This window comes from Rhodococcus jostii RHA1 (assembly GCF_000014565.1).
Taxonomy (GTDB): Bacteria; Actinomycetota; Actinomycetes; order Mycobacteriales; family Mycobacteriaceae; genus Rhodococcus_F; species Rhodococcus_F jostii_A.
Window position 1 is genome coordinate 4,550,696 of record NC_008268.1, and the last position, 24,645, is coordinate 4,575,340.

22 protein-coding genes are annotated in these 24,645 nt (G+C 68.4%); 15 read left to right on the plus strand and 7 right to left on the minus strand.

Features of this window, described 5'->3' with window-relative positions; genetic code table 11:
* Window positions 1–40: 40 nt before the first annotated feature.
* Complete coding sequence (locus RHA1_RS21020) at window positions 41–715, minus strand: Crp/Fnr family transcriptional regulator (RefSeq protein ID WP_005256089.1); 675 nt, start codon at window positions 713–715, stop codon at window positions 41–43.
* 219 nt (window positions 716–934) lie between these two features.
* Window positions 935–1,207, minus strand: coding sequence for a hypothetical protein (locus RHA1_RS46285; protein WP_005248489.1), 273 nt, complete (start codon window positions 1,205–1,207; stop codon window positions 935–937).
* Window positions 1,208–1,228: 21 nt separating this feature from the next.
* Between RHA1_RS46285 and nth the strand changes: the two genes are divergently transcribed.
* Genes nth through marP form a run of 4 tightly spaced genes read left to right on the plus strand, consistent with a single transcriptional unit; the run spans window position 1,229 to window position 4,694 of the window.
* Entirely contained in the window at window positions 1,229–2,074 is an 846-nt protein-coding gene (gene nth / locus RHA1_RS21030; RefSeq protein ID WP_011596762.1) for an endonuclease III, read from the plus strand.
* A 12-nt stretch (window positions 2,075–2,086) separates the two neighbouring features.
* Entirely contained in the window at window positions 2,087–2,749 is a 663-nt protein-coding gene (locus RHA1_RS21035; RefSeq protein WP_011596763.1) for a TlpA family protein disulfide reductase, read from the plus strand.
* A complete protein-coding gene (locus RHA1_RS21040; RefSeq protein WP_005256094.1) occupies window positions 2,746–3,507 on the plus strand; it encodes an NUDIX hydrolase in 762 nt (253 codons plus the stop codon). The genes RHA1_RS21035 and RHA1_RS21040 overlap by 4 nt, the downstream gene beginning before the upstream one ends.
* A complete protein-coding gene (gene marP, locus RHA1_RS21045; RefSeq protein ID WP_009477376.1) occupies window positions 3,504–4,694 on the plus strand; it encodes an acid resistance serine protease MarP in 1,191 nt (396 codons plus the stop codon). The genes RHA1_RS21040 and marP overlap by 4 nt, the downstream gene beginning before the upstream one ends.
* Window positions 4,695–4,701: 7 nt before the next feature.
* On the opposite strand, the gene RHA1_RS21050 is transcribed toward marP, so the two are convergent.
* From RHA1_RS21050 to nhaA, 3 genes are read right to left on the minus strand one after another with little or no spacing between them, the layout of a single operon-like run.
* Entirely contained in the window at window positions 4,702–5,640 is a 939-nt protein-coding gene (locus RHA1_RS21050; protein WP_011596764.1) for an alpha/beta fold hydrolase, read from the minus strand.
* A 9-nt stretch (window positions 5,641–5,649) separates the two neighbouring features.
* The gene (locus RHA1_RS21055; protein WP_009477378.1) at window positions 5,650–6,174 is read right to left on the minus strand and encodes a phage holin family protein; all 525 of its coding nucleotides are present in this window, start codon (window positions 6,172–6,174) and stop codon (window positions 5,650–5,652) included.
* Window positions 6,171–7,406, minus strand: coding sequence for a Na+/H+ antiporter NhaA (gene nhaA, locus RHA1_RS21060; protein ID WP_011596766.1), 1,236 nt, complete (start codon window positions 7,404–7,406; stop codon window positions 6,171–6,173). The genes RHA1_RS21055 and nhaA overlap by 4 nt, the downstream gene beginning before the upstream one ends.
* A 176-nt stretch (window positions 7,407–7,582) precedes the next feature.
* On the opposite strand from nhaA, the gene RHA1_RS21065 reads away from it, so the two are divergent.
* Both RHA1_RS21065 and RHA1_RS21070 read left to right on the plus strand, forming a co-directional pair.
* The gene (locus RHA1_RS21065) at window positions 7,583–8,968 is read left to right on the plus strand and encodes an MFS transporter (protein WP_011596767.1); all 1,386 of its coding nucleotides are present in this window, start codon (window positions 7,583–7,585) and stop codon (window positions 8,966–8,968) included.
* Window positions 8,969–9,041: 73 nt separating this feature from the next.
* Window positions 9,042–10,859 carry an adenylate/guanylate cyclase domain-containing protein gene (locus RHA1_RS21070; RefSeq protein ID WP_011596768.1) on the plus strand — a complete coding sequence of 606 codons (1,818 nt, stop codon included), beginning with the start codon at window positions 9,042–9,044 and terminating at the stop codon, window positions 10,857–10,859.
* Between the two features lie 51 nt (window positions 10,860–10,910).
* On the opposite strand, the gene acs is transcribed toward RHA1_RS21070, so the two are convergent.
* Window positions 10,911–12,875: an acetate--CoA ligase gene (gene acs, locus RHA1_RS21075; protein ID WP_011596769.1), complete on the minus strand. Its 1,965-nt coding sequence runs from the start codon at window positions 12,873–12,875 to the stop codon at window positions 10,911–10,913.
* A gap of 316 nt (window positions 12,876–13,191) precedes the next feature.
* Here acs and RHA1_RS21080 point away from each other — a divergent pair, with 316 nt between their 5' ends.
* From RHA1_RS21080 to RHA1_RS21100, 5 genes are all read left to right on the plus strand, one after another.
* The gene (locus tag RHA1_RS21080) at window positions 13,192–14,808 is read left to right on the plus strand and encodes a peptide ABC transporter substrate-binding protein (RefSeq protein WP_011596770.1); all 1,617 of its coding nucleotides are present in this window, start codon (window positions 13,192–13,194) and stop codon (window positions 14,806–14,808) included.
* A gap of 124 nt (window positions 14,809–14,932) precedes the next feature.
* Window positions 14,933–15,859: an ABC transporter permease gene (locus RHA1_RS21085; RefSeq protein WP_011596771.1), complete on the plus strand. Its 927-nt coding sequence runs from the start codon at window positions 14,933–14,935 to the stop codon at window positions 15,857–15,859.
* On the plus strand, window positions 15,852–16,826 hold the full coding sequence (locus RHA1_RS21090; RefSeq protein ID WP_009477386.1) for an ABC transporter permease: 975 nt from the start codon (window positions 15,852–15,854) through the stop codon (window positions 16,824–16,826). The genes RHA1_RS21085 and RHA1_RS21090 overlap by 8 nt, the downstream gene beginning before the upstream one ends.
* The gene (locus RHA1_RS21095) at window positions 16,823–18,568 is read left to right on the plus strand and encodes a dipeptide ABC transporter ATP-binding protein (protein WP_011596772.1); all 1,746 of its coding nucleotides are present in this window, start codon (window positions 16,823–16,825) and stop codon (window positions 18,566–18,568) included. Before RHA1_RS21090 ends, RHA1_RS21095 begins: the two co-directional genes overlap by 4 nt.
* A gap of 31 nt (window positions 18,569–18,599) precedes the next feature.
* On the plus strand, window positions 18,600–19,349 hold the full coding sequence (locus RHA1_RS21100; RefSeq protein WP_009477388.1) for a hypothetical protein: 750 nt from the start codon (window positions 18,600–18,602) through the stop codon (window positions 19,347–19,349).
* A 414-nt stretch (window positions 19,350–19,763) separates the two neighbouring features.
* Here the strand turns inward: RHA1_RS21100 and RHA1_RS21105 are convergent, their stop codons facing one another.
* Entirely contained in the window at window positions 19,764–20,600 is an 837-nt protein-coding gene (locus RHA1_RS21105; RefSeq protein ID WP_011596773.1) for an HAD-IB family hydrolase, read from the minus strand.
* 381 nt (window positions 20,601–20,981) lie between these two features.
* On the opposite strand from RHA1_RS21105, the gene ssd reads away from it, so the two are divergent.
* Genes ssd through RHA1_RS21125 form a run of 4 tightly spaced genes read left to right on the plus strand, consistent with a single transcriptional unit; the run spans window position 20,982 to window position 24,641 of the window.
* Window positions 20,982–22,067, plus strand: coding sequence for a septum site-determining protein Ssd (gene ssd, locus RHA1_RS21110; RefSeq protein WP_029539712.1), 1,086 nt, complete (start codon window positions 20,982–20,984; stop codon window positions 22,065–22,067).
* Window positions 22,064–23,266, plus strand: a complete 1,203-nt coding sequence (locus RHA1_RS21115; RefSeq protein ID WP_011596775.1) for a TadA family conjugal transfer-associated ATPase — start codon at window positions 22,064–22,066, stop codon at window positions 23,264–23,266. The genes ssd and RHA1_RS21115 overlap by 4 nt, the downstream gene beginning before the upstream one ends.
* Window positions 23,263–24,054, plus strand: a complete 792-nt coding sequence (locus tag RHA1_RS21120) for a type II secretion system F family protein (RefSeq protein ID WP_011596776.1) — start codon at window positions 23,263–23,265, stop codon at window positions 24,052–24,054. Before RHA1_RS21115 ends, RHA1_RS21120 begins: the two co-directional genes overlap by 4 nt.
* Complete coding sequence (locus tag RHA1_RS21125) at window positions 24,051–24,641, plus strand: type II secretion system F family protein (protein ID WP_011596777.1); 591 nt, start codon at window positions 24,051–24,053, stop codon at window positions 24,639–24,641. Before RHA1_RS21120 ends, RHA1_RS21125 begins: the two co-directional genes overlap by 4 nt.
* The last annotated feature ends 4 nt before the right edge of the window (window positions 24,642–24,645 follow it).

The following is a 24,645-nucleotide window of genomic DNA, read 5'->3' on the forward strand; positions in this document are numbered from 1 at the left end:
CCTCGATAGGAGGGGGTGGCCGCAGTCGTAGGTGCGGGAACTACCGCGCGCGACGTGCCAGGCGCTCGGAGTCGGAGATCAGCACGCTCTTGCCTTCGAGGCGCAGCCATCCGCGGTGCGCGAAGTCGGCGAGCGCCTTGTTGACGGTCTCACGGGAAGCGCCGACGAGCTGGGCGATCTCTTCCTGCGTGAGGTCGTGCGTGACGCGGAGCGAGCCCGCCTCCTGGGTGCCGAACCGCTGCGCGAGCTGCAACAGCGCCTTGGCGACACGACCGGGGACGTCCGTGAAGATGAGGTCGGCCAGGTTGTTGTTGGTACGACGCAGACGGCGCGCGAGCACCCGCAGGAGCTGTTCGGCGATCTCGGGGCGGTGGTCGATCCATGCCTTGAGCGCTTCGCGGTCCATGCTGACCGCGCGGACCTCGGTGACCGTCGTGGCGGTGGACGTACGCGGGCCCGGGTCGAAGATGGACAGCTCACCGAACATGTCGGACGGGCCCATGATCGTCAGCAGGTTCTCACGGCCGTCCGGCGAGCGGCGGCCGATCTTCACCTTGCCCGAAACGATGATGTACAGGCGGTCACCGGGCTCACCTTCGTTGAAGATGACATGTCCGCGGGGGAAGTCGACAGGCTGCAGCTGCTTGGTCAGCGCCGCTACCGCTGAGGGCTCGACTCCTTGGAAGATGCCGGCTCTTGCCAGGACGTCGTCCACGTGCGCTCCTTGGGAATATTGTTCGTCTGTATGCATATTGTGCGCGATTTGCTGCATGTCGACGATGCCCCGGTGATCCGCGGCGTGTCGCTGTGCAACAGGTACGGCTCTGAAGTCTACGTTGAGACGGCTCGATCTGAGTGACCGATACCACGGAAGTCGCAAAAGTTAACCGGGGGAAGCGGCCTGCGGTGTGCTGTTTCGGGGGCTTCCCAGCGCTCAGCTGGCGCGCCGCGAGCCCACTTCGGTGACGGCGGCGTCGTCGGATTCGAAGCCCGACCGACCCTTGCGCCGTCGATGGAAGCGTGCCAATGCGTGGGGAAAACCTTCGTGGGCCAGGGTGGCCACTTCGTCGTGACTTGCCTGGTCGAGGAACTCTTCCACCTCTTGCTGACGAACCGTGAGCCGGCGGAGTCTGAACTCCACCCGCTCCATTGCCAGCGCAAACAGCATCAGCAGCACTGGGAAGAGGACCACAGCGAGACCTTGCATACCGGGAAGTAAACACTGCAAATGTCTCAGAAGCGACACAGCGGCGATTCGGATCGGTCGGGTATCCGTAGAGTTGATCCCGTGCATGCGACCCCCAGCGACGGCTCCGAAGTGCGTGGACGCACCCGTTCGCGGGCCGCGAAGCAGGACGAAACCCGGCTCGGACTCGTCCGGCGCGCCCGGAGAATGAACCGGCGGCTCGCCGAGGCGTTCCCGCACGTCTACTGCGAGCTCGACTTCACCACCCCACTCGACCTCGCCGTCGCGACCATCCTCTCCGCGCAGTGCACTGACGTGCGGGTGAACATGGTGACGCCGGCGCTGTTCGCCCGCTATCCCGACGCCAAGGCGTACGCGGAGGCCGAACGCACCGAACTCGAGGAGTACATCCGGTCCACGGGTTTCTACCGAAACAAGACGAATTCTCTGATCGGGCTCGGGCAGGCTCTGCTCGAACGGTTCGACGGCGAGGTCCCCGGCAACCTGAAGGACCTCGTGACGCTGCCCGGGATCGGCCGGAAGACGGCCAACGTGATCCTCGGCAACGCGTTCGATGTGCCCGGAATCACCGTCGACACCCACTTCGGGAGGCTCGTCCGACGCTGGAAGTGGACCGAGGAGGAAGACCCGGTCAAGGTCGAGCACGCGATCGGCGCCCTGATCGAGCGCAAGGAGTGGACGCTGCTCTCGCACCGGGTGATCTTCCACGGCAGGCGCGTCTGCCACGCCCGCAAGCCCGCCTGCGGGGTGTGTGTGCTCGCCAAGGACTGTCCGTCGTACGGGCTCGGTCCGATCGATCCGGACGTCGCCGCCGAACTGGTTCGTGGACCGGAGACGGAGCATCTGCTGCGTCTGGCCGGCAGGTGAGGGTAGATACGAGTGTCTAGCGCAGCGCGGTGGAGTCTGGCCGCCCTCGTGGTCGTGGTGGCTCTCGTCGTCGCGATCTGGCCGCGGGGCGACGACGCGGAGACGCCGTCGTACCAGGATCGGTTCGGTTCGGGTGGTCGCACGCCGACAGCGGTGAGCGCCGATCCCGACGCGCTCGCGGCACTGAGGACGCAGGCGGGGCTGGCATCGTGCCCGGCCGCGACGGCCACGTCCGAGCCGTCGCCGGGTTCGGTCCTGTCCGGCATCACGCTGGAATGCGTGGGCGACGGCAGCCAGGTGGATCTGGCCGCCGCGCTCGGTGGTAAACCGGCGCTGCTGAACCTGTGGGCCTACTGGTGCGGCCCCTGCGCCGAGGAGCTGCCCTATATGCAGCAGTTTTCGGATCGTGCAGGCGACGCGGTTACCGTGCTTACGGTGCACACCGATCCCAACGAGGCCAGCGCGCTGTCCCGGCTCGTCGATTACTCCGTCACCCTGCCCGGTGTGCAGGACGCCGACGGGCGTGTCCGCGCCGCGGTCGGAGCCCCGCCCGTCCTGCCCGTCTCGGTGCTGATCCGACCCGACGGCACGGTGGCCAAGGTCCTGCCGCAGCCGTTCCGCAGCGTCGACGAGATCGCGGACGCCGTCGAACAGAACCTGGGGGTGGCGGCATGACGAACTCCGTGGACGGTGTCGCCGTTCCGCCGTGGCTGCGCCGGGTCGTGCACCGGACCCCGGCCGACCCGCACAAGATCAACCCCGTCCTCGATCGTCGCGCACCCCGCGGCGCAACCACCCGTGAGGCGGCGGTGCTCGTGCTGTTCGGCGGCCCCGTCGAGGCGGACCCGCTGATGTCGGGAGGCCTGCCCGCCGACGCCGACATCCTGCTCACGCAGCGTGCGTCCACGATGCGTCAGCACAGTGGCCAGGTGGCATTCCCCGGCGGCGCCAGCGATCCCGGCGACGAGGGGCCCATCGCCACCGCTCTGCGCGAGGCGCAGGAGGAGACGGGACTCGACCCGTCCGGTGTCCGCCCGCTCGCCGTGCTCGAGGAGATCTTCATCCCGCCGTCCGGTTTCGACGTCACTCCCGTCCTCGCGTACTGGGAGAAGCCCAGCGAAGTCGGGGTGGTCGATCCCGCGGAGGCCGAACGTGTCGCCCGGGTGCCCGTGCACACCCTGATCGACCCGCGGAACCGGTTCCAGGTGCGTCACCCGGCCGGATACCAGGGGCCCGCGTTCGCCGTCGACGGCATGCTCGTGTGGGGTTTCACGGCCGGCATCCTGGCCGCGCTGTTCGCTGTCTCCGGCTGGGAACAGGAGTGGGACCGCCACGACATCCGCGACCTCGACACCGTCCTCGCCGAACTCGACAACGATCTGGACGACGACCATCTGACCCACGGTCACGGCCGGCCGGCGGCCGAGCGATGACGGGCTCGCACTGGATCGACCTGGCGATCGTGCTGATCGCCTTCGTCGCCGCGACGTCGGGCTGGCGGCAGGGCGCGGTGGCGTCGGTGCTGGCCTTCATCGGGGTCGTGCTCGGTGCGGTGGCGGGCATCCTGATCGCCCCGCACGTGCTGGTGCACGTGGACGAGGGCCGCGGTCGTGTGCTGGTCGGTATCGCCCTGATCGTGGTGCTGGTGATCGTCGGCGAAGTCGCGGGCATGGTCCTCGGCCGGGCCGCGCGGGGAAGCATGCACAGTCCGGTCGCGCGGTCCGTCGACAGCGTGATCGGCGCCTGCGTGCAGGCCGTCGCGGTGTTCGTCGCGGCGTGGCTGCTGGCGATCCCGCTCACGTCCTCGTCCCAGCCTCAGCTGGCGGCGGCGGTGCGCGGGTCGAGTGTCCTCGAAACGGTCGACAACATCGCGCCCGCCTGGATGCGGCAACTGCCCACCGAGTTCACCGCCCTGCTCGACACGTCCGGGCTTCCCGACGTCATCGGGCCGTTCGGGCGCACCCCCATCACGACCGTCGACCCGCCGGACGCCAGCGTCCTGCAGAGCCCCGTCGCGTCCTCGCTGCAATCGAGCGTGCTGCGGATCCGGGGTGTGGCCCCGAGCTGCCAGCGGGCGCTCGAGGGATCCGGATTCGTCGTGGCCCCCGACCGGGTGATGACCAACGCCCACGTGGTCGCGGGGACGGCGGGCATCGTCGTCGACACCGCGAACGGGCCGATGGACGCCGAGGTCGTGCTGTTCGACCCGTCCGCCGACGTCGCGGTGCTCGAGGTGCCCGGACTGGACGCCCCCGTCCTGAACTTCGCGCCCGAGCCGGCGCAGACCGGCGACAACGCCCTGGTGCTCGGCTACCCGGGCGGCGGACCGTACACGGCCAGCGCCGCGCGTGTCCGGGAGATCCTGGACCTCAGTGGTCCCGACATCTACCGGGCGGGAACGGTCCAGCGTGAGGTGTACACGGTCCGCGGTTCCATTCGGCAGGGCAACTCGGGCGGCCCGCTCGTCGACAGCGACGGCCGGGTGCTCGGGGTGGTGTTCGGCGCCGCCGTCGACAACAGCGACACCGGGTTCGTGCTCACCGCCGCCGAGGTGTCGCGTCAGCTGCAGGCGGCGTCCGGGGCGTCCGTCGCCGTGGACACCGGGGCGTGCATCCTCTGACGGCCGGTCAGACCGTGCGGGGTGCGACGAGGTCCAGCAGGGCGGCGTTGACGCGTTCCGGGGCTTCCCAGTGCGCGTAGTGGCCGACACCGGTCACCGTCTGCATCTGCTGGGTGGGCGCGAAGCGGTGGCTGCGGCGCACGGTGTCCGCGAGCACGTACGGGTCGAGGTCGCCATGGAGGTGCAGCACCGGGATCCGCAGCGTCTGATCCATCGACGCCATGAACCGGCTGCCGTCCGGACGGAACTGGCTGCGGAACGCCCACCGCTGGTACTCCAGGGTGCAGTGCGCGGTCCCGGGAATCTGGATCGCCGAGCGCATCCGTGACATCACGACGTCGAACTCCGGGTTCTCCGACCAGGCGGGGCCGGAGCGCTCACGGATCAACCGTTCGACCTCCGATCCGTTGTCCCGGGTGAGGCGACGTTCGGGACGCCACGGCACCTGGCAGGAGACGAACGAGGGCAGCAGGGCCTTGCGCTGGTAGCGGTCGTGGAGGACGGCCTGCTTGAGCGCGACGGGATGCGGCGAGCTGACCAGTGCGATCGACCGGACGAGGCGAGCGTGGAGGACGGCCGTCGCCCAGCAGACGAGTCCGCCGTCGGCGTGCCCGACGAGGGTGGCCTCGCCGTAACCCATGGCGCGGATCAGACCGGCGATGTCGCCGGCCAGCGTCCACCCGTCGTAGCCGCGCGGCGGTTTGTCGGAATCGCCGTAGCCGCGGAGGTCGACGGCGACAGCCCGATATCCCTCCGCGGACATCGCGGTCAGCTGATGGCGCCACGACCACCAGAAGTCCGCGAATCCGTGCAGCAGGACGACGAGCGGCGCATCCGGTGCGGATGCGCCGACCTCGACGGTGTGGAAGCGGATTCCGTTGGCGTGGATGTCGCGATGAATCCAGGGGCCGTCGAAACGGACGGTAGACGGATCGGGTGGTGCCACAGGAGCGAGTTACCGCGCGTGACGTCCGCTGGACGACGCGAGATGGGCTTCCGCGTCCGAATACGACGTCGGAAGGACCGTCTTGGCCTGCTTCAGGGAGTCGATGGTCTTCTCGGGCGCGCGGAGTTTGCGTACCCGCAGATAACCGAGCAGCGCGAGGAGCGCCGTCACCACGACCATGATCAGGAAGACGATCAGGAACGCCAGCCAGCGGGCGATCCACACGTCGAGGAGTTCGGCGAGGAAGAAGAAGAAGAAAAACGAGCTGAACAGCAGCACGGTGAACGCGAGGATGAAGAACAGGCTGCCCTGCAGGCCCTTCTTGACCTCACCGGTGACCTCGGCCTTGGCGAGCTCGACCTCGGCCCGGAACAGGGTGGACACCTGTGCGGTCGCATGCTTGACCAGCGTGCCGAGGCTCGCCTCGCCGGGTGTCTGAGCGTCCACGTCCGTGAGCGGGATCGACGACACCGTGTTCGGCACCCCGTCTCCCGTGTATCGCGGGCTGTCTCCCTTGCCGTGAGTGATGCTCACTTGTCGACCCCTCCAGGTAGCTCTTGCACGTCCGAGTCATCCTTCCGGGCCGCATGGGCCCGACCGCGTCGCCACAATAACGCTGATCCGATCAGCGACGCTGTCAACGATGTCACGAGCACCGCGACCTTAGCTATCTCGGCCTCGCTGCCGTCACCGATTCCCGCAAGCGCGAGATCCGCTACGAGAAGGCTAACGGTGAACCCGATCGCACCGAGCACTGAGAGGGCAAACATGTCCCGGAACCCCAGTGCTCGCGGCTTCTTCGCGATACCCAGGCGGATCGCGAGCCAGGAGATGCCGAAGATGCCGACGGTCTTGCCGACGAGGAGCCCCGCGATCACGGACTGCGAGATGGGGTTGGTGAACAGCTGCCCGAGGAGCTCGCTGCTCAGGGCCACGCCGGACGCGAACAGGGCGAACACCGGGACGCAGACGCCCGCCGACAGCGGCTGGATGCGGTGCTCGAGGCGGGAGGCCGGGGATTCGCGCTCGCCGGGGTCGCGCCGGACGCGGGTGAGGAGGCCGAGAGCGACACCGGCGAGGGTGGCGTGGATTCCGGCGTCGTGCATGCAGTACCAGGTCAGCAGTGCGAGTGGAACGTAGAGCAGTGGGGTGGTGATGCGCCGGTGCTGGGCGAACGCGTAGACGGCCAGGCACGCGATGGCGCCCAGAAGCCACAGCAGGGCGATCGAGCTGGTGAACAGCACCGCGATGAGCACGATCGCGAGGAGGTCGTCGACGACGGCCAGGCTGAGCAGGAACACGCGGGCGCTCGTCGGGATGCGAGACCCGGTCAGCGCCAGCACTCCCAGTGCGAACGCGATGTCGGTGGCGACCGGGATCGCCCAGCCCCGGTCCATGCCGGGAGTGCCGGCGCCGATCGTCGCGGCGATGATCGCGGGCACCACCACACCGCCGCAGGCGGCGATGATCGGGAGGAGGGCGCGTTTGCGGTCGGCGAGTTCGCCCACCACCAGTTCCCGCTTCAGTTCGAGGCCGGCGACGAAGAAGAAGACCGCCAGCAGCCCGTCCTGCGCCCACGTCCCGACCGTCAGGTTCAGGTGGAGCGCCTGCGGGCCGATCTGCCAGTCGCGCAGTGCGAAGTACGAATCCGAGACGGGGGAGTTCGCCCACACGAGGGCGATCGCCGCGGCGATCAGCAGGATCGAACCGCCGACCGTCGCGGTGCGGAGATAGCGGGAGAGTTCGGAGCGGAAAGGCTGGGTCACCGGGGACGCTCGCTTTCGATGTGGTCCGGGTACGGCAAATGCTCTGCCGACCAGACTTCCCGGCGCACCGAGAAGAGCTTATCCAATTTGCCAAGCGAAAGACACGAGGTGTTCAATTCCTAAGAAATGGACTCTCGTCCCAATAGTTGAAATAGCATCGTGCAGGAGTAAGTCGAGTGAGCAGTGCCGTCGATACGTCGAAGCCAGATCCGGACGGCGGGGCCACCGTCGCCGGCGTACCCAGAAGCCGGATCGTCGTCGCGAGCATGGTGGGAACATCCATCGAGTTCTACGACTTCTACATCTATGCCACCGCGGCCGTGTCGGTGTTCCCACACCTGTTCTTCCCCAAGGGAAACGGCACCACCGCCTTGCTGGCATCGCTTGCCACGTTCGGTCTCGCCTTCGTCGCCCGGCCGCTCGGCTCGATCCTGTTCGGCCACTTCGGCGACCGCATCGGACGCAAGACGACGCTTGTCGGCTCACTCCTCACCATGGGCATCGCCACGTTCGTGATCGGACTGCTGCCGACGTACCACCAGATCGGCCTCGTCGCGCCCGCCCTGCTGGCGTTGATGCGTTTCTGCCAGGGTCTGGGACTGGGCGGTGAGTGGAGTGGCGCGGCGTTGCTCGCGACCGAGACCGCGCAGAAGGGCAAGCGGGCCTGGGCCGCCATGTGGCCGCAGCTCGGCGCACCCATCGGGTTCTTCCTCGCCAATGGTCTGTTCCTGATCATCACGCTGTTCCTGGACCACGACAACAGCAGTCCCGACCTGGACGGCGCGTTCCTGACGTGGGGCTGGCGTATCCCGTTCCTGCTCAGCGCGATCATGGTGATGATCGGCCTGTACGTGCGGCTGAAGCTCGAGGAGACGCCCGTGTTCGCCCGCGCGGTCGCGCGGGGCGAGAAGGTGAAGACCCCGCTGGCCGAGGTGTTCAAGACCAGCTGGCGTCAGCTGATCATCGGCACGTTCGTCATGCTCGCCACCTACACACTCTTCTACATCATGACCACCTGGGTGCTCAGCTACGGCACCGGCAAGACCCCCGCCCAGGGCGGCACCGGAGCCGGCTTCCACTACACCGACTTCCTCGTCCTCCAGCTGATCGCGGTCCTGTTCTTCGCGGCCGCCGTCCCCGTCTCCGGATGGCTGGCCGACCGCTTCGGCCGCCGCATCACGCTGCTCACGATCACCGGGCTCATCATGGTCTTCGGGCTCACGTTCGGTGTGATGCTGAACCAGGAAGGCATGGGCAACGCCCGCATGCTCGTATTCCTGGCCATCGGAATGTTGTTGATGGGCATGACGTTCGGGCCGATGAGCGCCGTTCTGCCCGAGCTGTTCCCGACCAACGTGCGCTACACGGGCTCGGGGATCGCCTACAACACCGCCAGCATCCTCGGCGCCGCCGTCGCGCCGTTCATCGCCACCTGGCTCGCCACGTCGTACGGCGTCGGCTGGGTCGGCATCTACCTGCTTATCGCCGCCGCGCTCACGTTCGTCGCGCTGCTCGTCATGCGCGAGACGCGCGACCAGTCGCTCGACGACGTAGGGGCGTAGCCCCCGTGCGTGGTTGACGAGTCCAGGGACTCGTCAACCACGCACGGGCCGCGCAGCGGCCTATAGTTCTTGCATGGCGAAAGCCGTGCTGCTGTCCAGGACGGCCCGGATCCGGCTGCCGAAGCAGGATCTGTGGTCGTTCCTCGCCGATACCGATCGGCTCAACCGCAACATCGATCTGTCGCCGGTGCACTTCGCTCCGATGCTGGACCGTCGGCGCAAGGGTCATTATTCGGCGGAGACCCGTTCGTACGGGCGGCGGGTGCGGTACGAGGAATTTCCGTTCGAGTGGATCGAGGGCCGCTTCTACCAGGTCCTTCGCCGCTTTGCCCGCGGTCCGCTCGCGGAGGTCTCCACGGGTGTCCGGCTTCGCCCGGCCGCCGACGGGACCGAGGTCGAGGTGTTCGCCCGGATCGTCCCGCGGACCTGGTTCGGGGCGATTGCGGCACGAACCCTGCTGGCCCGCACGGGCATCCGGAAGACGGTGGCGCTCGCGCGGGCGTTAGAACTCCACATCCGCGACCCGCACACGCATGCCGTGCCCGCCCTGCCGCCGCCGGAGCAACTCGACGCCGGCCGACTGGAACTCCGCACGGCACAGCTGTCTCGATCGCACGATGACCCGAACCTGATCGGGCGCTTGGAATCCCACCTGCGGACCGCGTCCGACCTGGAGGTGACGGGCATGCGGCCGTTCGAGCTGGCGGACCGCTGGGGGGTCGATCGGATGCAACTGCTGTACGTCTTCCTCCACGCCGCGGACTGCGGACTGCTGGACCTGAGCTGGAGCGTGCTGTGCCCGGTCTGCCGGACGGTCCGCGAAGACGCCGGCCGGATTCGACAGCTGGCGAGCCGCGTCCACTGCGACACGTGCGACATCGCCTTCGACACCGACCTGGCACGGTCGGTGGAGATCCGCTTCGACGTCAACCCGGCCGTCCGCCGGGCCGAGCGGGCCCGGTACTGCATCGGTGGTCCGGCGAATTCCCCGTCGGCGGTGGCGCAGCTGCGGCTCGAGCCGGGCGAGCAGCGGTCCGAGCGGCTCGAAGTCGACCCGGGGTGGCTGCGGCTCCGGTGCTATCAGGTGGGCACCCCGGTGGCCTGCGAGGTCGGCCCTGCCGGTGGAACGCTGCGGGTCGAGTGCGGGCCCGGCGAACTCCGGGTGCATGGTTCGCCCGACACCGACGGCGCTTTACGGCTGGAGGTCGACAACCGGCTCCCCGGCGAAGCGCTGGTGGTGGTCGAGCGGGAGCGGTGGAAGGACGCCGCGGCGACCGGCGCGCTCGTCACGTCGCTCGACGGTTTCCAGGACCTGTTCCCGGATCAGGGGGTGGCGCCCGGCGACGAGATCGGGATAGCGAACCTGGCGGTGCTGTTCACGGATCTGAGCGGTTCGACCGCCCTGTACGAGCGCATCGGGGACGTCCGGGCGTTCGCGTTCGTGCAGAGCCATTTCCGCTACCTGCATGACGCCGTGGTGCGCGAGAACGGCGGTGTCGTGAAGCAGATGGGCGACGCGGTCATGGCGACGTTCGCCGATGCGAGGGAGGCCTGGTCGGCGGCGTCGACGATGCAGTCCGGCTGGGACGACTTCCGTCGCGGGCACCTCGGCGACGACGACTCGGTGGCGTTGAAGGTCGGGCTGCATCAGGGGCCCGCCGTGATGATCGACAACGACGGCCGGATCGACTACTTCGGCGCGACCGTCAACTTGGCGGCGCGGGTGCAGGGTTGTGCGGCGGGCGGCGACATCGTCCTGTCCCGGGCCGTTCACGACGACCCGGAGGTGGCGCCGCTGCTGGCAGAATCGGACTACGGGTGCAACGTCTTCACGACCGGTCTGAAGGGTATCGGCGAGGAGCAGACGCTGTGGCGGCTTCGCCGCCCGTGAGTGGTTGAGGAGTGCAGGGACTCGTCAACCACTCACGGGGCGCGGAGCGCCCTACTTGCCGCGGATCGCGTCGAAGACCTTGGGGTCGACGAGCGTGGAGGTGTCGCCGAGGTCGCGGCCTTCGGCGATGTCCTTGAGCAGGCGACGCATGATCTTGCCGGAGCGCGTCTTGGGGAGTTCGGGGACGATCGTGATCTGGCGGGGCTTGGCGATCGGGCTGATCTCCCGGGACACTTCGGCCTTGAGTTCGGCGATGAGGGTGTCGCCGGTGTTCTCCACGCCCTCGCGGAGGATGACGAACGCGACGATGCCCTGGCCGGTGGTCTCGTCCGCGGCGCCGACGACGGCGGCCTCGGCGACACCGTGGTGTCCGACGAGGGCGGATTCGACCTCGGAGGTGGAGATGCGGTGTCCGGAGACGTTCATGACGTCGTCGACGCGGCCGAGCACCCACAGGGCGCCGTCCTCGTCGTACTTGGCGCCGTCGCCGGCGAAGTACCAGCCCTGCTCGGGGTAGCGGGACCAGTAGGTTTCGCGGTAGCGGTCCATGTCGCCCCAGATGCCGCGGAGCATCGCCGGCCACGGCTTGTCGAGCACGAGGTAGCCGGAGCCGCCGGCGCCGAGTTCGTTGGCGTCGTCGTCGACGATCTTCGCGGAGATACCGGGCAGGGGTGCCATCGCCGATCCGGGTTTGGTGGCGGTGATCCCGGGGAGCGGGGAGATCATGATCGCGCCGGTCTCGGTCTGCCACCAGGTGTCGACGATCGGGGCTTTGTTTCCGCCGATCACCTCGCGGAACCACTTCCAGGCCTCGGGGTTGATCGGTTCGCCGACCGAGCCGAGGAGCCGGATCGAGGTCAGGTCGTGGGCGTCGGGAATGTCGCGGCCCCACTTCATGAAGGTGCGCACCAGGGTGGGTGCGGTGTAGTAGATGCTGACGCCGTACTTCTCGATGATCTGGAAGTGGCGGTGCTCGTCGGGGGAGTTCGGGGTGCCCTCGTAGACCACCTGGGTGACACCGTTCGAGAGTGGCCCGTAGACGATGTAGCTGTGGCCGGTGACCCAGCCGATGTCGGCGGTGCACCAGTACACGTCGTGGCCGGCCTTGTGGTCGAAGACGTTGTGGTGGGTGTACGACGCCTGGGTGAGGTAGCCGCCGGAGGTGTGGATGATGCCCTTGGGCTTTCCGGTGGTGCCGGAGGTGTACAGGATGAACAGCGGGTGCTCGGAGTCGAACGGCTGCGCCTGATGGGTGCCCTCCGCCTTCTCGACGGTCTCGTGCCACCACAGGTCACGGCCCTCGGTGACCTCGACGTCGATGCCGGTGCGCTTGACGACGAGCACGTGCTTGACGGACTCGGCGCCGTCGACGGCCTCGTCGACGGCGGGCTTGAGGGGTGCGGCCTGGCCGCGGCGCCACTGTCCGTCGACGGTGACGACGAGCTTGGCTTCGGCGTCGTCGATGCGTGAGCGCAGGGCGCTGGCGGAGAAGCCGGCGAACACCACCGAGTGGGTCAGGCCGAGGCGGGCGCAGGCGAGCATGGTGACGATGGCCTCGGGGATCATCGGCATGTAGATCGCGACGCGGTCGCCGGCGACGAGTCCGAGGTCGGTGAAGGTGTTGGCGGCCTTGCTGACTTCGGCGAGCAGGTCGTTGTAGGTCAGGTCGCGGGTGTCGCCCGGTTCGCCCTCGAAGTGGATGGCGACGCGGTCGCCGTTGCCCGCGAGGACGTGGCGGTCGACGCAGTTGTAGGCGACGTTGAGCCGTCCGTTCACGAACCACTTCGCGACGGGGGCGTCGGACCAGTCGAGGACTTCGGAGAAGGGGGCGTGCCAGTGCAGGCGCTCGGCCTGCTTCGCCCAGAATGCGAGGCGGTCTTCGTCGGCGGCGGCCTGGAGGTCGGGGCCGGCGTTCGCCGTGGCGGTGAACTCGGGGCTCGGGGGATACACCTGCGGGACGGAATCAGAATGTTCCGACTTCTCCGTCGCTCCGCTCGCCTGTGCTGCACTGGTCATTGTGGCCCGGCCTTCTTTCCAGTCTCGAATTCGGCACTTCTAGCACGTGTGAGGGTAGTCACATGGTCTCCCGCGCGCACCGTTGCACAGGGTTGCATGCCCATATTCTGCGACGATCGGTCGACTGGACGCGACGGACGGCGATCGGGTGCGACGAGTGGAGACCCCTGCGCCGACGATGTTTCGATCAGGTGCCGATTGCACGAGTTTCGCCCGTCGTGGCTACACAGATTGAAACGTTGACTTATCGTCATCCCATCATTCGGGCTGCGCCCGGAACCGCTGCCCGGAACCATGCAGATCTGGGAGGATCGTTTTGCGCATCACACGTGTGGCAACCGCCGTTCTGGCGGTCGGCCTGGCAGCAGGGATGCTGTCCGCCTGCTCGTCCGGAGATTCGACGAGCGGGGGTGGTAGCGGAATCGTCAACGCCTGGGCAGGTGAACCGCAGAATCCGTTGATTCCCACCAATACCAGCGAGAATCAGGGTGGCCGCGTCGTCGATTCGCTCTTCGCAGGGCTCGTCTCCTACGACGCGGACGGCGGGGTGAACAACGAGGTTGCCGAGTCGATCGAGACGACCGACGGCAAGAACTTCACCGTGAAGCTGAAGGACGGCTGGACGTTCACGGACGGCACGCCGGTCACGGCGGCCTCGTTCGTCGACGCCTGGAATTACGGCGCGCTGTCCACGAATGCACAGATCCAGGCGTCCTTCTTCGACCCGATCCAGGGCTACGACGAGGTGGCCGCCGAGAACCCGACGGCGCAGACCATGTCGGGACTGAAGGTGGTCGACGACTCCACGTTCACGATCGAACTGAAGCAGCCCGAGTCGGCCTTCCCGGACCGCCTCGGGTTCGCGGCCTACTACCCGCTGCCTGCGGTGGCGTACCAGGACATGGCCGCGTTCGGCGAGAATCCCATCGGCAATGGCCCGTACATGATGTCCGGCCCCGGAGCGTGGCAGCACAACGTCCGGATCGACACCGTCGTGAACCCCGACTACAACGGCAACCGCAAGCCGAGGAACGCCGGCGTCGACTTCGTCATGTACAACAGCCTCGACACGGCGTACACGGATCTGCTCGCCGGCAACGTCGACGTCCTCGACCAGGTGCCGCCGAGCGCGGTCACCACGTTCGAGACCGACCTGCCGGGCCGCACCGTGAACCAGCCGTCCGCGACCATCGAGACGTTCACGATCCCGGGCCGTCTGCCGCACTTCAGCGGTGAGGAGGGCACGCTGCGCCGCCAGGCCATCTCGATGGCGATCAACCGCGATCAGATCACCCAGCAGATCTACAACAACACCCGCACCCCCGCGCTCGACTTCACCAGCCCCGCCATCGAGGGCTGGTCGGATTCGCTCGTCGGCAACGGCAACCTGAAGTACGACCCGGAGGTGGCGAAGAGGCTGTGGGCCCAGGCCGATGCCATCGCACCGTGGTCGGGCAGTTTCGAGATCGCGTACAACGGCGACGGCGGCCACAAGGAATGGGTCGATGCCACCGCCAACAACATCCGCAACACCCTCGGTATCGACGCGAAGGGCAAGGAGTACCCCACGTTCGCGCAGATCCGCACGGAGGCCACCAACCGCACCATCCCCAGCGCGTTCCGTTCGGGCTGGCAGGGCGACTACCCGCAGCAGTACGGCTTCCTCGCGCAGAACTACCAGACCGGTGGCAGCTCCAACGACGGCGACTACTCGAACCCCGAGTTCGACCGGCTCCTGCGCGCCTCCGCGGGTGAGGTCGATCCCGGCAAGGCCCAGGAACTGCTGAATCAGGCGCAGGAAGTTCTCCTGCGCGACCTGCCCGCCGTCCCCACGTGGTACCGCAACGCCGCCAGCGGCTGGTCGGAGAACGTGTCGAACGTGGTCATCGATTGGAAGGGCATTCCGATGTACTCCGACATCGAGAAGAACTGACGCACCGGAGATTCTTCGACGACGGGTGGGGCCGCGAGCTGTCAGTTCGCGGCCCCGCTCGGGAGTACGAGCCGAGGCTACGGATTCCTGACGTCACTGCTCCCGACGAATAGGAGGTGATCCGATGCTCTGGTACGTCGGTCGCCGTTTGCTCCAGATGATCCCCGTTTTTCTCGGGGCCACGTTCCTGATCTACGCGATGGTGTTCCTGCTGCCCGGAGACCCCATCGCCGCGCTGGCCGGCGACAAGGCACTCAGCCCCGCGGTGGCGGCCCAACTCCGTGAGCGATACCACCTCGACGAGCCGTTCCTGACGCAGTACCTCCTGTATCTGAAGGGCATCTTCACCCTCGACTTCGGTACGTCCTTCTCCGGCCGCGCCGTCAGTGAGGTTCTGGCGCAGGCATTCCCGATCACCATCAAGTTGTCCCTGATGGCACTCGCCATCGAGGGGATCTTCGGGGTCGGCTTCGGCCTGTGGGCCGGACTCCGCAAGGGCGGCATCTTCGACAGTTCCGTCCTCCTCGTGAGCCTGCTGATCATCGCGATCCCGATCTTCGTCATCGGCTTCCTGGCCCAGTTCTTCGTCGGCGTGAAATGGGGGCTGGTGCCGCCGACGGTCGGGGGGAACACCAGTTTCAAGAATCTGCTGCTGCCCGCGTTCGTCCTCGGGTCGGTGTCGTTCGCGTATGTACTCCGGCTCACCCGGACTTCGGTCGCCGAGAACCTCACCGCCGACTACGTGAGAACCGCCACGGCCAAGGGCCTTTCGCGGCGCCGCGTGGTGCAGGTGCACGTGCTGCGGAACTCGCTGATCCCGGTGGTCACGTTCCTGGGCGCCGACCTCGCCACCCTGATGGGCGGCGCGATCGTCACGGAGGGCATCTTCAACATCAACGGTGTCGGCGGCACGATCTATCAGGCGGTCACCCGCGGTGAGGCGCCGACGGTGGTGTCCTTCGTGACGGTGCTGATCGTCATCTATCTGCTCGCCAACCTGCTCGTCGACCTCCTGTACGCCGCGCTCGACCCGAGGATTCGCTATGTCTGAGAAAGTGGAGAACGAGTCGCCTCGGACGGGCGACCGGAAGACCCGGCAGGCGCATTTCGTGGCACCCGAAGAAGTGGCGGCGCCGGGAGAGACCGACGCCGTCCACATCGACCAGCCGCCGACGAGCATGTGGTCGGATGCGTGGCGGGACCTCCGCAAACGTCCGCTGTTCCTGGTCGCCACGGTGATCATCGTGGTGGTGATCGCCGTTGCGGCTTTCCCCGGTCTGTTCACCGGCACCGATCCCAGGTTCTGCGATCTCGCGTTCAGCATGCAGGGGCCGTCGTCGGGGCACTGGTTCGGATTCGACAAGCAGGGCTGCGACATCTATTCCCGCACGATCTACGGGGCGCGGGCGTCGGTGCTGGTGGGTGTCGGGGTCACGTCGATCGTGCTCGTCGTGGGCGTGGTGTTCGGTGCGGTCGCCGGGTACTACGGCGGCTGGGCCGACTCGCTGCTGTCCCGGGTGGCCGACATCTTCTTCGGCATCCCGCTCATCCTCGCCGCGATCGTCCTGATGCAGCTGTTCGCCAACCGCACCATCTGGACGCTGATCGTCGTCCTCGCCCTGTTCGGCTGGCCTCAGATGGCGAGAATCGCTCGCGGCGCAGTGATCTCGGCGAAGAACAACGACTACGTGATGGCGTCGCGGGCGCTCGGGGTGTCGAACATGCGCACCCTCGTCCGGCACGTGCTGCCCAACTCCCTCGCCCCAATCATCGTGATCGCGACCATCTCGCTTGGCATCTACATCGTGGCCGAGGCGACGCTGTCTTTCCTCGGCATCGGTCTGCCGTCCACCGAGATCTCCTGGGGCGGAGACATCAGCACCGCCCAGGTCACGCTGCGTCAGGGGTCGCCGATCCTCTTCTATCCGGCGACCGCGCTGGCGATCACGGTGCTCGGTTTCATCATGATGGGCGACGCTCTGCGGGACGCGCTCGATCCCAAGGCCAGGAAGAGGTGAGCGCGGTGTCCACGAACGAACCAGCCGGACCGCAGAATTCGGCCGACGAGGTGCCGCTGCTCGAGATCCGGGACCTGGAAGTGTCGTTCCAGTCCCATTCCGGGCTCGTGCCCGCGGTGCGCGGTGTCAGCCTCACGGTGTATCCCGGGCAGACGGTGGCGATCGTCGGCGAGTCCGGTTCGGGCAAGTCCACGACCGCCCACGCGATCATCAACCTGCTGCCCGGAACGGGAAAGGTGACCGGCGGCCGGATCCTGTTCGAGGGGCAGGACCTCGCGGAGGCGTCCGAGCGCGAGTTCGTCGCGCTGCGCGGTCAGAAGATCGGCCTCGTCCCGCAGGACCCGATGTCCAACCTCAACCCGGTGTGGAAGGTCGGCTTCCAGATCGAGGAGGCGTTGGAAGCCAACGGGATCGCGAAGGGCAAGGCCGCGAAGGCGCGTGCCGCCGAGCTGCTCGAGGAGGCCGGACTCGCCGACGCCGAGGACCGCCTGGGCCAGTATCCGCACGAGTTCTCCGGCGGCATGCGCCAGCGCGCCCTCATCGCCATCGGGCTGTCGGCCCGCCCGCAACTGCTGATCGCGGACGAGCCCACGTCGGCACTCGACGTCACGGTCCAACGCCAGATCCTCGACCATCTGGACGGTCTCACCAACGAGCTGGGTACCGCGGTCCTGCTCATCACCCACGACCTCGGCCTGGCCGCCGAGCGGGCCGAGCACCTGATCGTCATGAGCAAGGGGCGGGTGGTCGAGGCGGGGCCGGCGCTGGAGATCCTGCAGCGGCCGCGCCACCCGTACACCCGGAAGCTGGTGGCCGCGGCGCCGTCGCTGGCGTCGCAACGCCGGAGTTCTTCACTGGCCCGGGCGGACATCCGGGAGCACGCCCTCGAGGTGGTGGGCGAGGCCGAACAGCACGGCGAGATCGGCGTCGAGTTCGGCAACGCCACCGACGACGTGGTCGTCGCCACCGGACTGACCAAGGTGTTCAAGATCCGGCACGGGCTACGGAAGTCCACCGACTTCACCGCGGTCGACGACGTCTCCTTCGCGGTCCGGCGCGGAACGACAACGGCCATCGTCGGCGAGTCGGGGTCGGGCAAGTCGACGGTCGCGCAGATGGTCCTCGGGCTTCTCGCGCCGACGTCGGGGAATGTCGTGTTCGACGGCAAGGACGTCGCGACGCTGGACCGCCGGGAGACGCTCGCGTTCCGTCGCCGGGTGCAGCCGATCTTCCAGAACCCGTACGGCACGCTCGACCCGATGTACTCGATCTTCCGCACCGTCGAGGAGCCCCTCCGCACCCACAAGGTGGGGACGAAGGCGGAGCGGGAAGCGCGGGTCCGCGACCTGCTGGACAAGGTGGCGCTGCCGGCGTCGGTGATGCGGAGGTTCCCGAACGAGCTGTCCGGTGGCCAGCGGCAGCGGGTGGCGATCGCCCGGGCGCTGGCGCTGCAGCCGGAGATGGTGGTGTGCGACGAGGCGGTGTCGGCGCTCGACGTGCTGGTCCAGGACCAGATCCTGACCCTGCTGAACGACCTGCAGGCGGAGCTGGGGTTGACGTACCTGTTCATCACCCACGACCTGGCGGTGGTGCGGCAGATCGCCGACGACGTGCTCGTCATGTCCACTGGCGCGATCGTGGAGAAAGCGACCACGGATGAGGTCTTCACGTCACCGAAGGAGGAGTACACGCGGAAGCTGCTGGACGCGATTCCGGGCGGATCGATCCGGCTCGGCGCCTGACGCTGGACGGCGCCGGGTAGCGTTGCGGTACGTGAGCGACCCGTTGCAGCCCCTCGTCGACCTTCCCGGCGTCCGCGAAGCCGCGGACCGTGCGCGCGACGCGCTCGGTGCGGTTCACCGCCACAAGACCAACCGGCGCGGCTGGCCGACCACGGCGGCCGAGGCGGCGGTCCGCGCGGCCCGCGCCTCGGCGTCACTGGACGGCGGCAGTACCGAGTTACCCGCTCCCGGCGAGGCAGGCGACCCGATTCTGTCGGGGGCGCTGCGGGTCGGGCAGGCCCTCGACGGTGACGCCCTCACGCTTCTGCAGTCCACCTGGCAGCGGGCACCGCTGCAGGCCCTCGCGCGGCTCCATCTGCTGGCCGCGGCCGACCTCGTGGAAGATCAGGAATTGCTCGGCAGGCCGCGTGCCGGGTCCGGCGTCGCGGAGCGGCTCGACGGTCTCGCCCAGCTCGTGACGGGGGGAACGGCTGCGCCCGCGCCGGTTCTGGCGGCCGTGGTGCACGGGGAATTGTTGACGCTGAAGCCGTTCGGGGTCGGCGACGGTATCGTCGCGCGCGCCGCGTCACGCCTGGTTTCCGTGGCGAGCGGGCTCGATCCCCACAATCTCGGGGTCCCGGAGGTCAGCTGGTTGCGCCGGCAGCAGGCGTACCGCAACGGGGCGGCCGCGTTCGCGTCGGGCGAGCCGGAGGGTGTCGGCAGCTGGGTCGTCCTCTGCTGTGGCGCTCTGGAGGCCGGAGCCCGGGAGGCCACCTCGATCGCGGAGGCAGCGGCGAGTTAGCCGAAATACCCTGCGCTGCAACAAGTTCCCGAATATGTGAAACGGGCGGCGCTGCCGACTGGTGTCGACTTCGCCGCCCGTTAGCACGGACAACCGGTTACCAAGCGTGCAAAGGTGGGTTGTGTGGGTGGCCTCGGCGAGAGTCCGAATATCCTCGGGTCGTCCTTGCAACCTGTGCAGGGTCCTTGCCGGTGAAGACTCGGGTCTCGCAGGCCCACAACGCTTCTGCCCTTATAGTGGCTTATGCTTCGCGTGGGTACCTAGTGCCCGTGCTGGGAATCCTGGTCGGGAGATCGATCCTTCTCTTCTGGGTCGACCTTGGCCTTCCGTTCTTCCGTAACTCCTTTGTACCCCGTGACCCCCCTCACAGCAAGTATCAAATTCGGTTTGTGACCGTGTCGCGGGTTGCGGCGGTCAGCGCTTGCGGCGCAACACTCCATACGTGAACGCACCCGCGACCAGGGCCCCGACGCTCACCGCCGCTGTGGTCACGACGGTGGTCACGGACGGCGCCTGGAGGCGTGCCCGGAGGGAGACCGGATTGGAGAAAGTCAATATGGGCCAACCGTTTCCGGCCGCGGCCTTCCGCAAAGCCCGGTCCGGGTTGACCGCCGTCGGGTGGCCGACCGCGGTCAGCATCGGGAGATCGGTCACGGAGTCGGAGTAGGCGTAACATGCCGACAGGTCGTAGTGGTATTCGTCGGCCAGTTGCCGCATCGCGTCCACTTTGCCTTCGCCGTAGCAGTAGAACTCCACCTCGCCGGTGTAGAGCCCGTCCGCGACCGCCATGCGGGTGGCGGTGCTGCGCGTGGCCCCGAGTGCTTCGGCGATCGGCGCCACCACCTCCTCGCCCGACGCCGACACCACGATGACGTCGTGGCCCCGCAGCTTGTGGTCCGCGATGAGGTCGGCGGCCTCCGCGAACACCAGAGGGTCCACGATGTCGTGGAGGGTTTCGGCGACGACGGACCGGACCTGGTCCACGTTCCAGCCCGCGCACATGCTCGTGAGGTAGGCGCGCATCCGCTCCATCTGATCGTGATCCGCGCCCGACAGCAGGAACAGGAACTGCGCGTAACTGCTCTTGAGAACCGATCGGCGGTTGATCAGGCCCTGGTCGAAGAACGGTCTGCTGAACGCGAGGGTGCTGGATTTCGCGATGATCGTCTTGTCGAGGTCGAAGAATGCGGCAACCCGACCTGTCTCGGTGTGTCGACCTGTCTTGGCACTTCTCTGTGGCTTCGCGGTCACAATTTCCAAGGATATGCGGACTTCGGGTGGGGTGGGGGCTCGTATGACGGGGCGGAGGAAGGGTCTTTCGGCACTATCGACACGACGGAACGTTCAACAGTTGAACTTGCAAATACTGATCGGGGGAGGTGTAGTATTGATGATGCCCGGATTTGATCCGGGCGATGTTCAGCCCGACCCCCCGGGGCTGAACACTGACGACCCTCGCCTCCTCCCCCCCTGGCGAGGGTCGTCCTCTGTCTGCGGCGGGTCTGCCGCACTCCTCGGCTAGAACCCTTGAAATTGGTGCGCTGGTACCAGTTTCTATCCACAGGGCCGAAGTTGTCCACAGTTCGAGCCGAGCCCCTTCCGGCAGTCTCCGGCAGCGGGCACGCTCGCTGCATGGACGCAGAAGGCAGGGGTGAAGTGCTGGTTCTGGTCGACGACCCGGCATTGCTGCACAGCATCAGGCGCGTGGCGGCAGCGGCCGACCGGGCGCTGAACGAGGTCGACGTCGCCGACGCCCGGCACGTCTGGGGAAGCGCCCCGATCATCGTGCTCGACGCGCGAGCGGCCGCCGCGTGCCGCAACCGGCTCCCGCGCCGGCGGCGGGTGGTGCTGCTGTGCGACGGGCCGCCGGGCATCGACGAGTGGCGGATCGCGACCGCGGTCGGGGCAGAACACGTGCTCGCGGTACCCGAGGACGAGTCCGCGTTGGTCGCCGTGCTCGGCGAGCAACCCCAGCGTCCCGACGCGGACGGCACCGTCGTCGCCGTCGTCGGCGGATGCGGCGGTGCGGGCGCCTCCACGCTGGCGGCGGCCACAGCCCTCACCGCGGCGTCGCGGCCGCAGCCGGCCCTTCTGCTCGACACCGATTCTTGGGGGTCCGGCCTCGACGTGCTGCTGGGCATCGAGGACGTGCCCGGACTGCGATGGTCGGGTCTGTCGATCGAGGGCGGCCGGATCTCCTCGGGCGCGCTCCGGGACGCCCTCCCTGCCCGCGGCGAGCGGCTGCGGGTGCTCGCCTGCAGCCGGACGGGGCACGGCGCCGGACCGACAGAGGCCGCGGTCCGTGCGGTCACCGATGCCGGCCGTCATGCCGGCGATCTGGTCGTGTGCGACGTGTCGCGGTTCCCCGGCCCGGTCACGGAAACCGTCCTCGAACTCGCCGATCTGGTGGTCCTCGTCGTGCCCGCGACCGTCCGGGCCTGCATCGCCGCGGGAAAGGTATCGCAGTGGATCACCGAGAGGAACCCCAACCAGGGACTCGTGGTCCGCGGCCCCGCACCCGGTGGGCTCCGCGGCGCCGACATCGCGGAGGTTCTCGACCTGCCGCTGATCGCGTCGATGCGCGCCGAGCGCGCGCTCACCGGAATGCTCGAACACGGCGGATTGAGGCCTGGCAGGCGCTCCCCGCTGGGCGCCGCGGCCGAGGCGGTCCTCGACACGGTCGGCAGCAGACCGCGGTCGCGGGAGTGGGCGGCATGAGTTCCCTCGTCACACAAGACCTCCTCGACCGGGTGCGCGAACGTCTCGCGCACACGTCCGGCGAGCCGACGCCGGCGACGGTCGCCGCTGCCATCCGTACCGAGTCCGGTGGCGTGCTCGGCGACACCGATCTGCTCGGGGCGCTGCGGGTGCTCATGACCGAACTCACCGGCGCCGGCCCACTCGAGTCGTTGCTGACGGAACCGGGAGTAGCGGACGTGCTCGTCACCGCGCCCGACCGCGTGTGGGTCGATCGAGGCCGCGGGCTCGAACGTGCAGCCGTCCGGTTCACCGACGAGGCGGCGGTGCGCCGGCTCGCGCAGCGGCTCGCGCTGTCTGCCGGGCGCCGCCTCGACGACGCTCAGCCGTGGGTCGACGGAAGGCTACGCGACGTCGGAAACGGCTCGTTCGGTGTGCGGCTGCATGCCGTCCTCGCTCCCGTGGCTCAGGGCGGCACCTGTCTGTCGCTGCGGGTGCTGCGCCCGGCCACCCAGGGGCTCGGCGCGCTCGTCGCGGGCGGTGCCGTGGCTGCGGCGGCCCACGACCTGCTGATGACGATCGTGCAGGCACGGCTCGCCTTCCTGGTCACCGGCGGCACCGGCGCAGGCAAGACCACGCTGTTGGCCGCATTGCTGGGGGCGGTGGACCCGGCGGAACGGATCGTGTGCGTGGAGGATGCCGCGGAGTTGGCGCCGACGCACCCGCACGTGGTCCGGCTCGTGGCCCGGGCACCCAACGTCGAGGGCGTGGGTGAGGTCACCGTCCGGGACCTCGTCCGTCAATCGCTGCGTATGCGACCCGACCGGATCGTCGTCGGCGAGGTTCGCGGCGCCGAGGTCGTCGACCTGCTGACGGCGCTCAACACGGGTCACGACGGCGGTGCCGGAACGGTGCACGCCAACTCGCCCGAAGAGGTTCCGGCGCGGCTCGAAGCGCTTGCGGCACTGGGTGGAATGGACCGCGCGGCGCTGCACAGTCAACTGGCCGCTGCCGTGCAGGTGGTCCTGCACGTCCACCGGTCGTCGAGCGGGGCGCGGCGGCTGACGCAGATCGGTGTCGTCACTCGGGACGAACACGGGCGCGTCACGATCGTGCCTGCCTGGAATCACGACACGGGTGAGGGTCCGGCGGCGGACCGTCTCCGCCACTTGTGTTCTCGGCGTGGACCGGTGGACTCGGGGACGGTGGTGCCGACGTGATCGCCGGTCTGGTGGTCCTCGGCTGCGCGGTGCTTGCGGTGCCGTCCGCGAGATCGCGGCCCCGGTTGCTCGCGGTGACGGGCAGGGAGGGTCCTCGTCGCCGGTTGCGTCTGCCCTGGGTGGTTCCGGCGGCGCTCGCGGGCATTCCGATCGTGTACGAAGTGGGCGGGCTCTGCGCGGTCCTCGCCGCGACGATCGTCTGCGCAACTGTGCGTTTCAGATCGGCGCGACGCAGGGCGGCGAAAGCGAAGGATGCCGATCTGCGTGTCGTACTGTCGAGTCTCGAGGTGGTGACGGCGGAACTTCGGGTGGGTGCTCATCCGGCTGCCGCATGCCAGACGGCGGCCGACGAGTCGGCAGGCAGTGTGGCGGCGGCATTCCGGGCTGCGTCGGCGCGCTCGCGGCTCGGAGGATCGGCCGCGGACGGGTTCCGGATCACGGACTCCCGCGTCGGTACCGAGTTGGGGCGGATCGCCGATATCTGGGCGGTGGCCGATGCGCACGGTCTCGCGCTGGCGGAACTGCTCGAGGCGGCACGGACGGACCTGTTGGGACGCAATCGCTTCCGTCAGCGAACGGAGGCCTCCCTGGCCGGCGCGAGGGCGACGGCGACCGTACTCGCCGGGCTGCCGCTGCTGGGTGTCGGTCTCGGCCAGATGATGGGGGCGGCCCCTCTGACGGTGCTGTTCGGCGGTGGTGTGGGCGGAATCCTGTTGCTGCTCGGTGCGGGGCTGGTGTGCGCGGGCCTGTTGTGGACCGACCGGATCACCGGACGCGTGACGGGATGATCTGGTGCGCGGCACTTCTCCTCGCCTGCGGCGTGCTGGCGCTGCCCGCACCCAGCTCGCCGGTACAGCGAGTGCGCGGCAACGGCGGTCGCGGCCCGGGTGACGCGGCGTCCGCGGTCGACGACACCGCGCGCCGTGAGGACCCGCTCGCGATCGCCGCGACCTTCGACCTCCTGGCAGCGTGTCTGCGCGCCGGACTGCCCGTCGCGACTGCGGCGCAGGCCGTGTCGCGGACGGCGCCGGCACCGCTGTCGGAATCGTTGCGCCGCGCCGCGGACCTGCTGTCGCTGGGGGCGGATGCGGCGACCGCGTGGGAGGCGGCGGCGTCGGACCCGGCCACCGAATCGCTCGCCCGCATGGCGCGCCGGTCGGCCGCATCGGGATCGTCGCTCGCGGGTTCGATGACGGAACTCGCCGCCGACGGCCGGATCCAAGTCGAGCACTTGGCGGCGGCGGCGGCCGAACGAGCGGGCGTGCTCATCAGTGGCCCCCTCGGGCTGTGCTTCCTGCCGGCATTCATCTGCCTCGGCATCATCCCGGTCGTCGTCGGGCTGGCCTCGCGGGTGCTGGACGGCGGGCTGTTGTGACACA

Excerpts from the sequence above, each read along its gene's own strand:
- RHA1_RS46285 (WP_005248489.1), bottom strand. The coding sequence starts at position 1,207 with ATGCAAGGTCTCGCTGTGGTCCTCTTCCCAGTGCTGCTGATGCTGTTT.
- nth (WP_011596762.1), top strand. The coding sequence starts at position 1,229 with ATGTCTCAGAAGCGACACAGCGGCGATTCGGATCGGTCGGGTATCCGT.
- RHA1_RS21040 (WP_005256094.1), top strand. The coding sequence starts at position 2,746 with ATGACGAACTCCGTGGACGGTGTCGCCGTTCCGCCGTGGCTGCGCCGG.
- marP (WP_009477376.1), top strand. The coding sequence starts at position 3,504 with ATGACGGGCTCGCACTGGATCGACCTGGCGATCGTGCTGATCGCCTTC.
- RHA1_RS21070 (WP_011596768.1), top strand. The coding sequence starts at position 9,042 with ATGGCGAAAGCCGTGCTGCTGTCCAGGACGGCCCGGATCCGGCTGCCG.
- acs (WP_011596769.1), bottom strand. The coding sequence starts at position 12,875 with ATGACCAGTGCAGCACAGGCGAGCGGAGCGACGGAGAAGTCGGAACAT.
- RHA1_RS21085 (WP_011596771.1), top strand. The coding sequence starts at position 14,933 with ATGCTCTGGTACGTCGGTCGCCGTTTGCTCCAGATGATCCCCGTTTTT.
- RHA1_RS21090 (WP_009477386.1), top strand. The coding sequence starts at position 15,852 with ATGTCTGAGAAAGTGGAGAACGAGTCGCCTCGGACGGGCGACCGGAAG.
- ssd (WP_029539712.1), top strand. The coding sequence starts at position 20,982 with ATGGACGCAGAAGGCAGGGGTGAAGTGCTGGTTCTGGTCGACGACCCG.
- RHA1_RS21115 (WP_011596775.1), top strand. The coding sequence starts at position 22,064 with ATGAGTTCCCTCGTCACACAAGACCTCCTCGACCGGGTGCGCGAACGT.
- RHA1_RS21125 (WP_011596777.1), top strand. The coding sequence starts at position 24,051 with ATGATCTGGTGCGCGGCACTTCTCCTCGCCTGCGGCGTGCTGGCGCTG.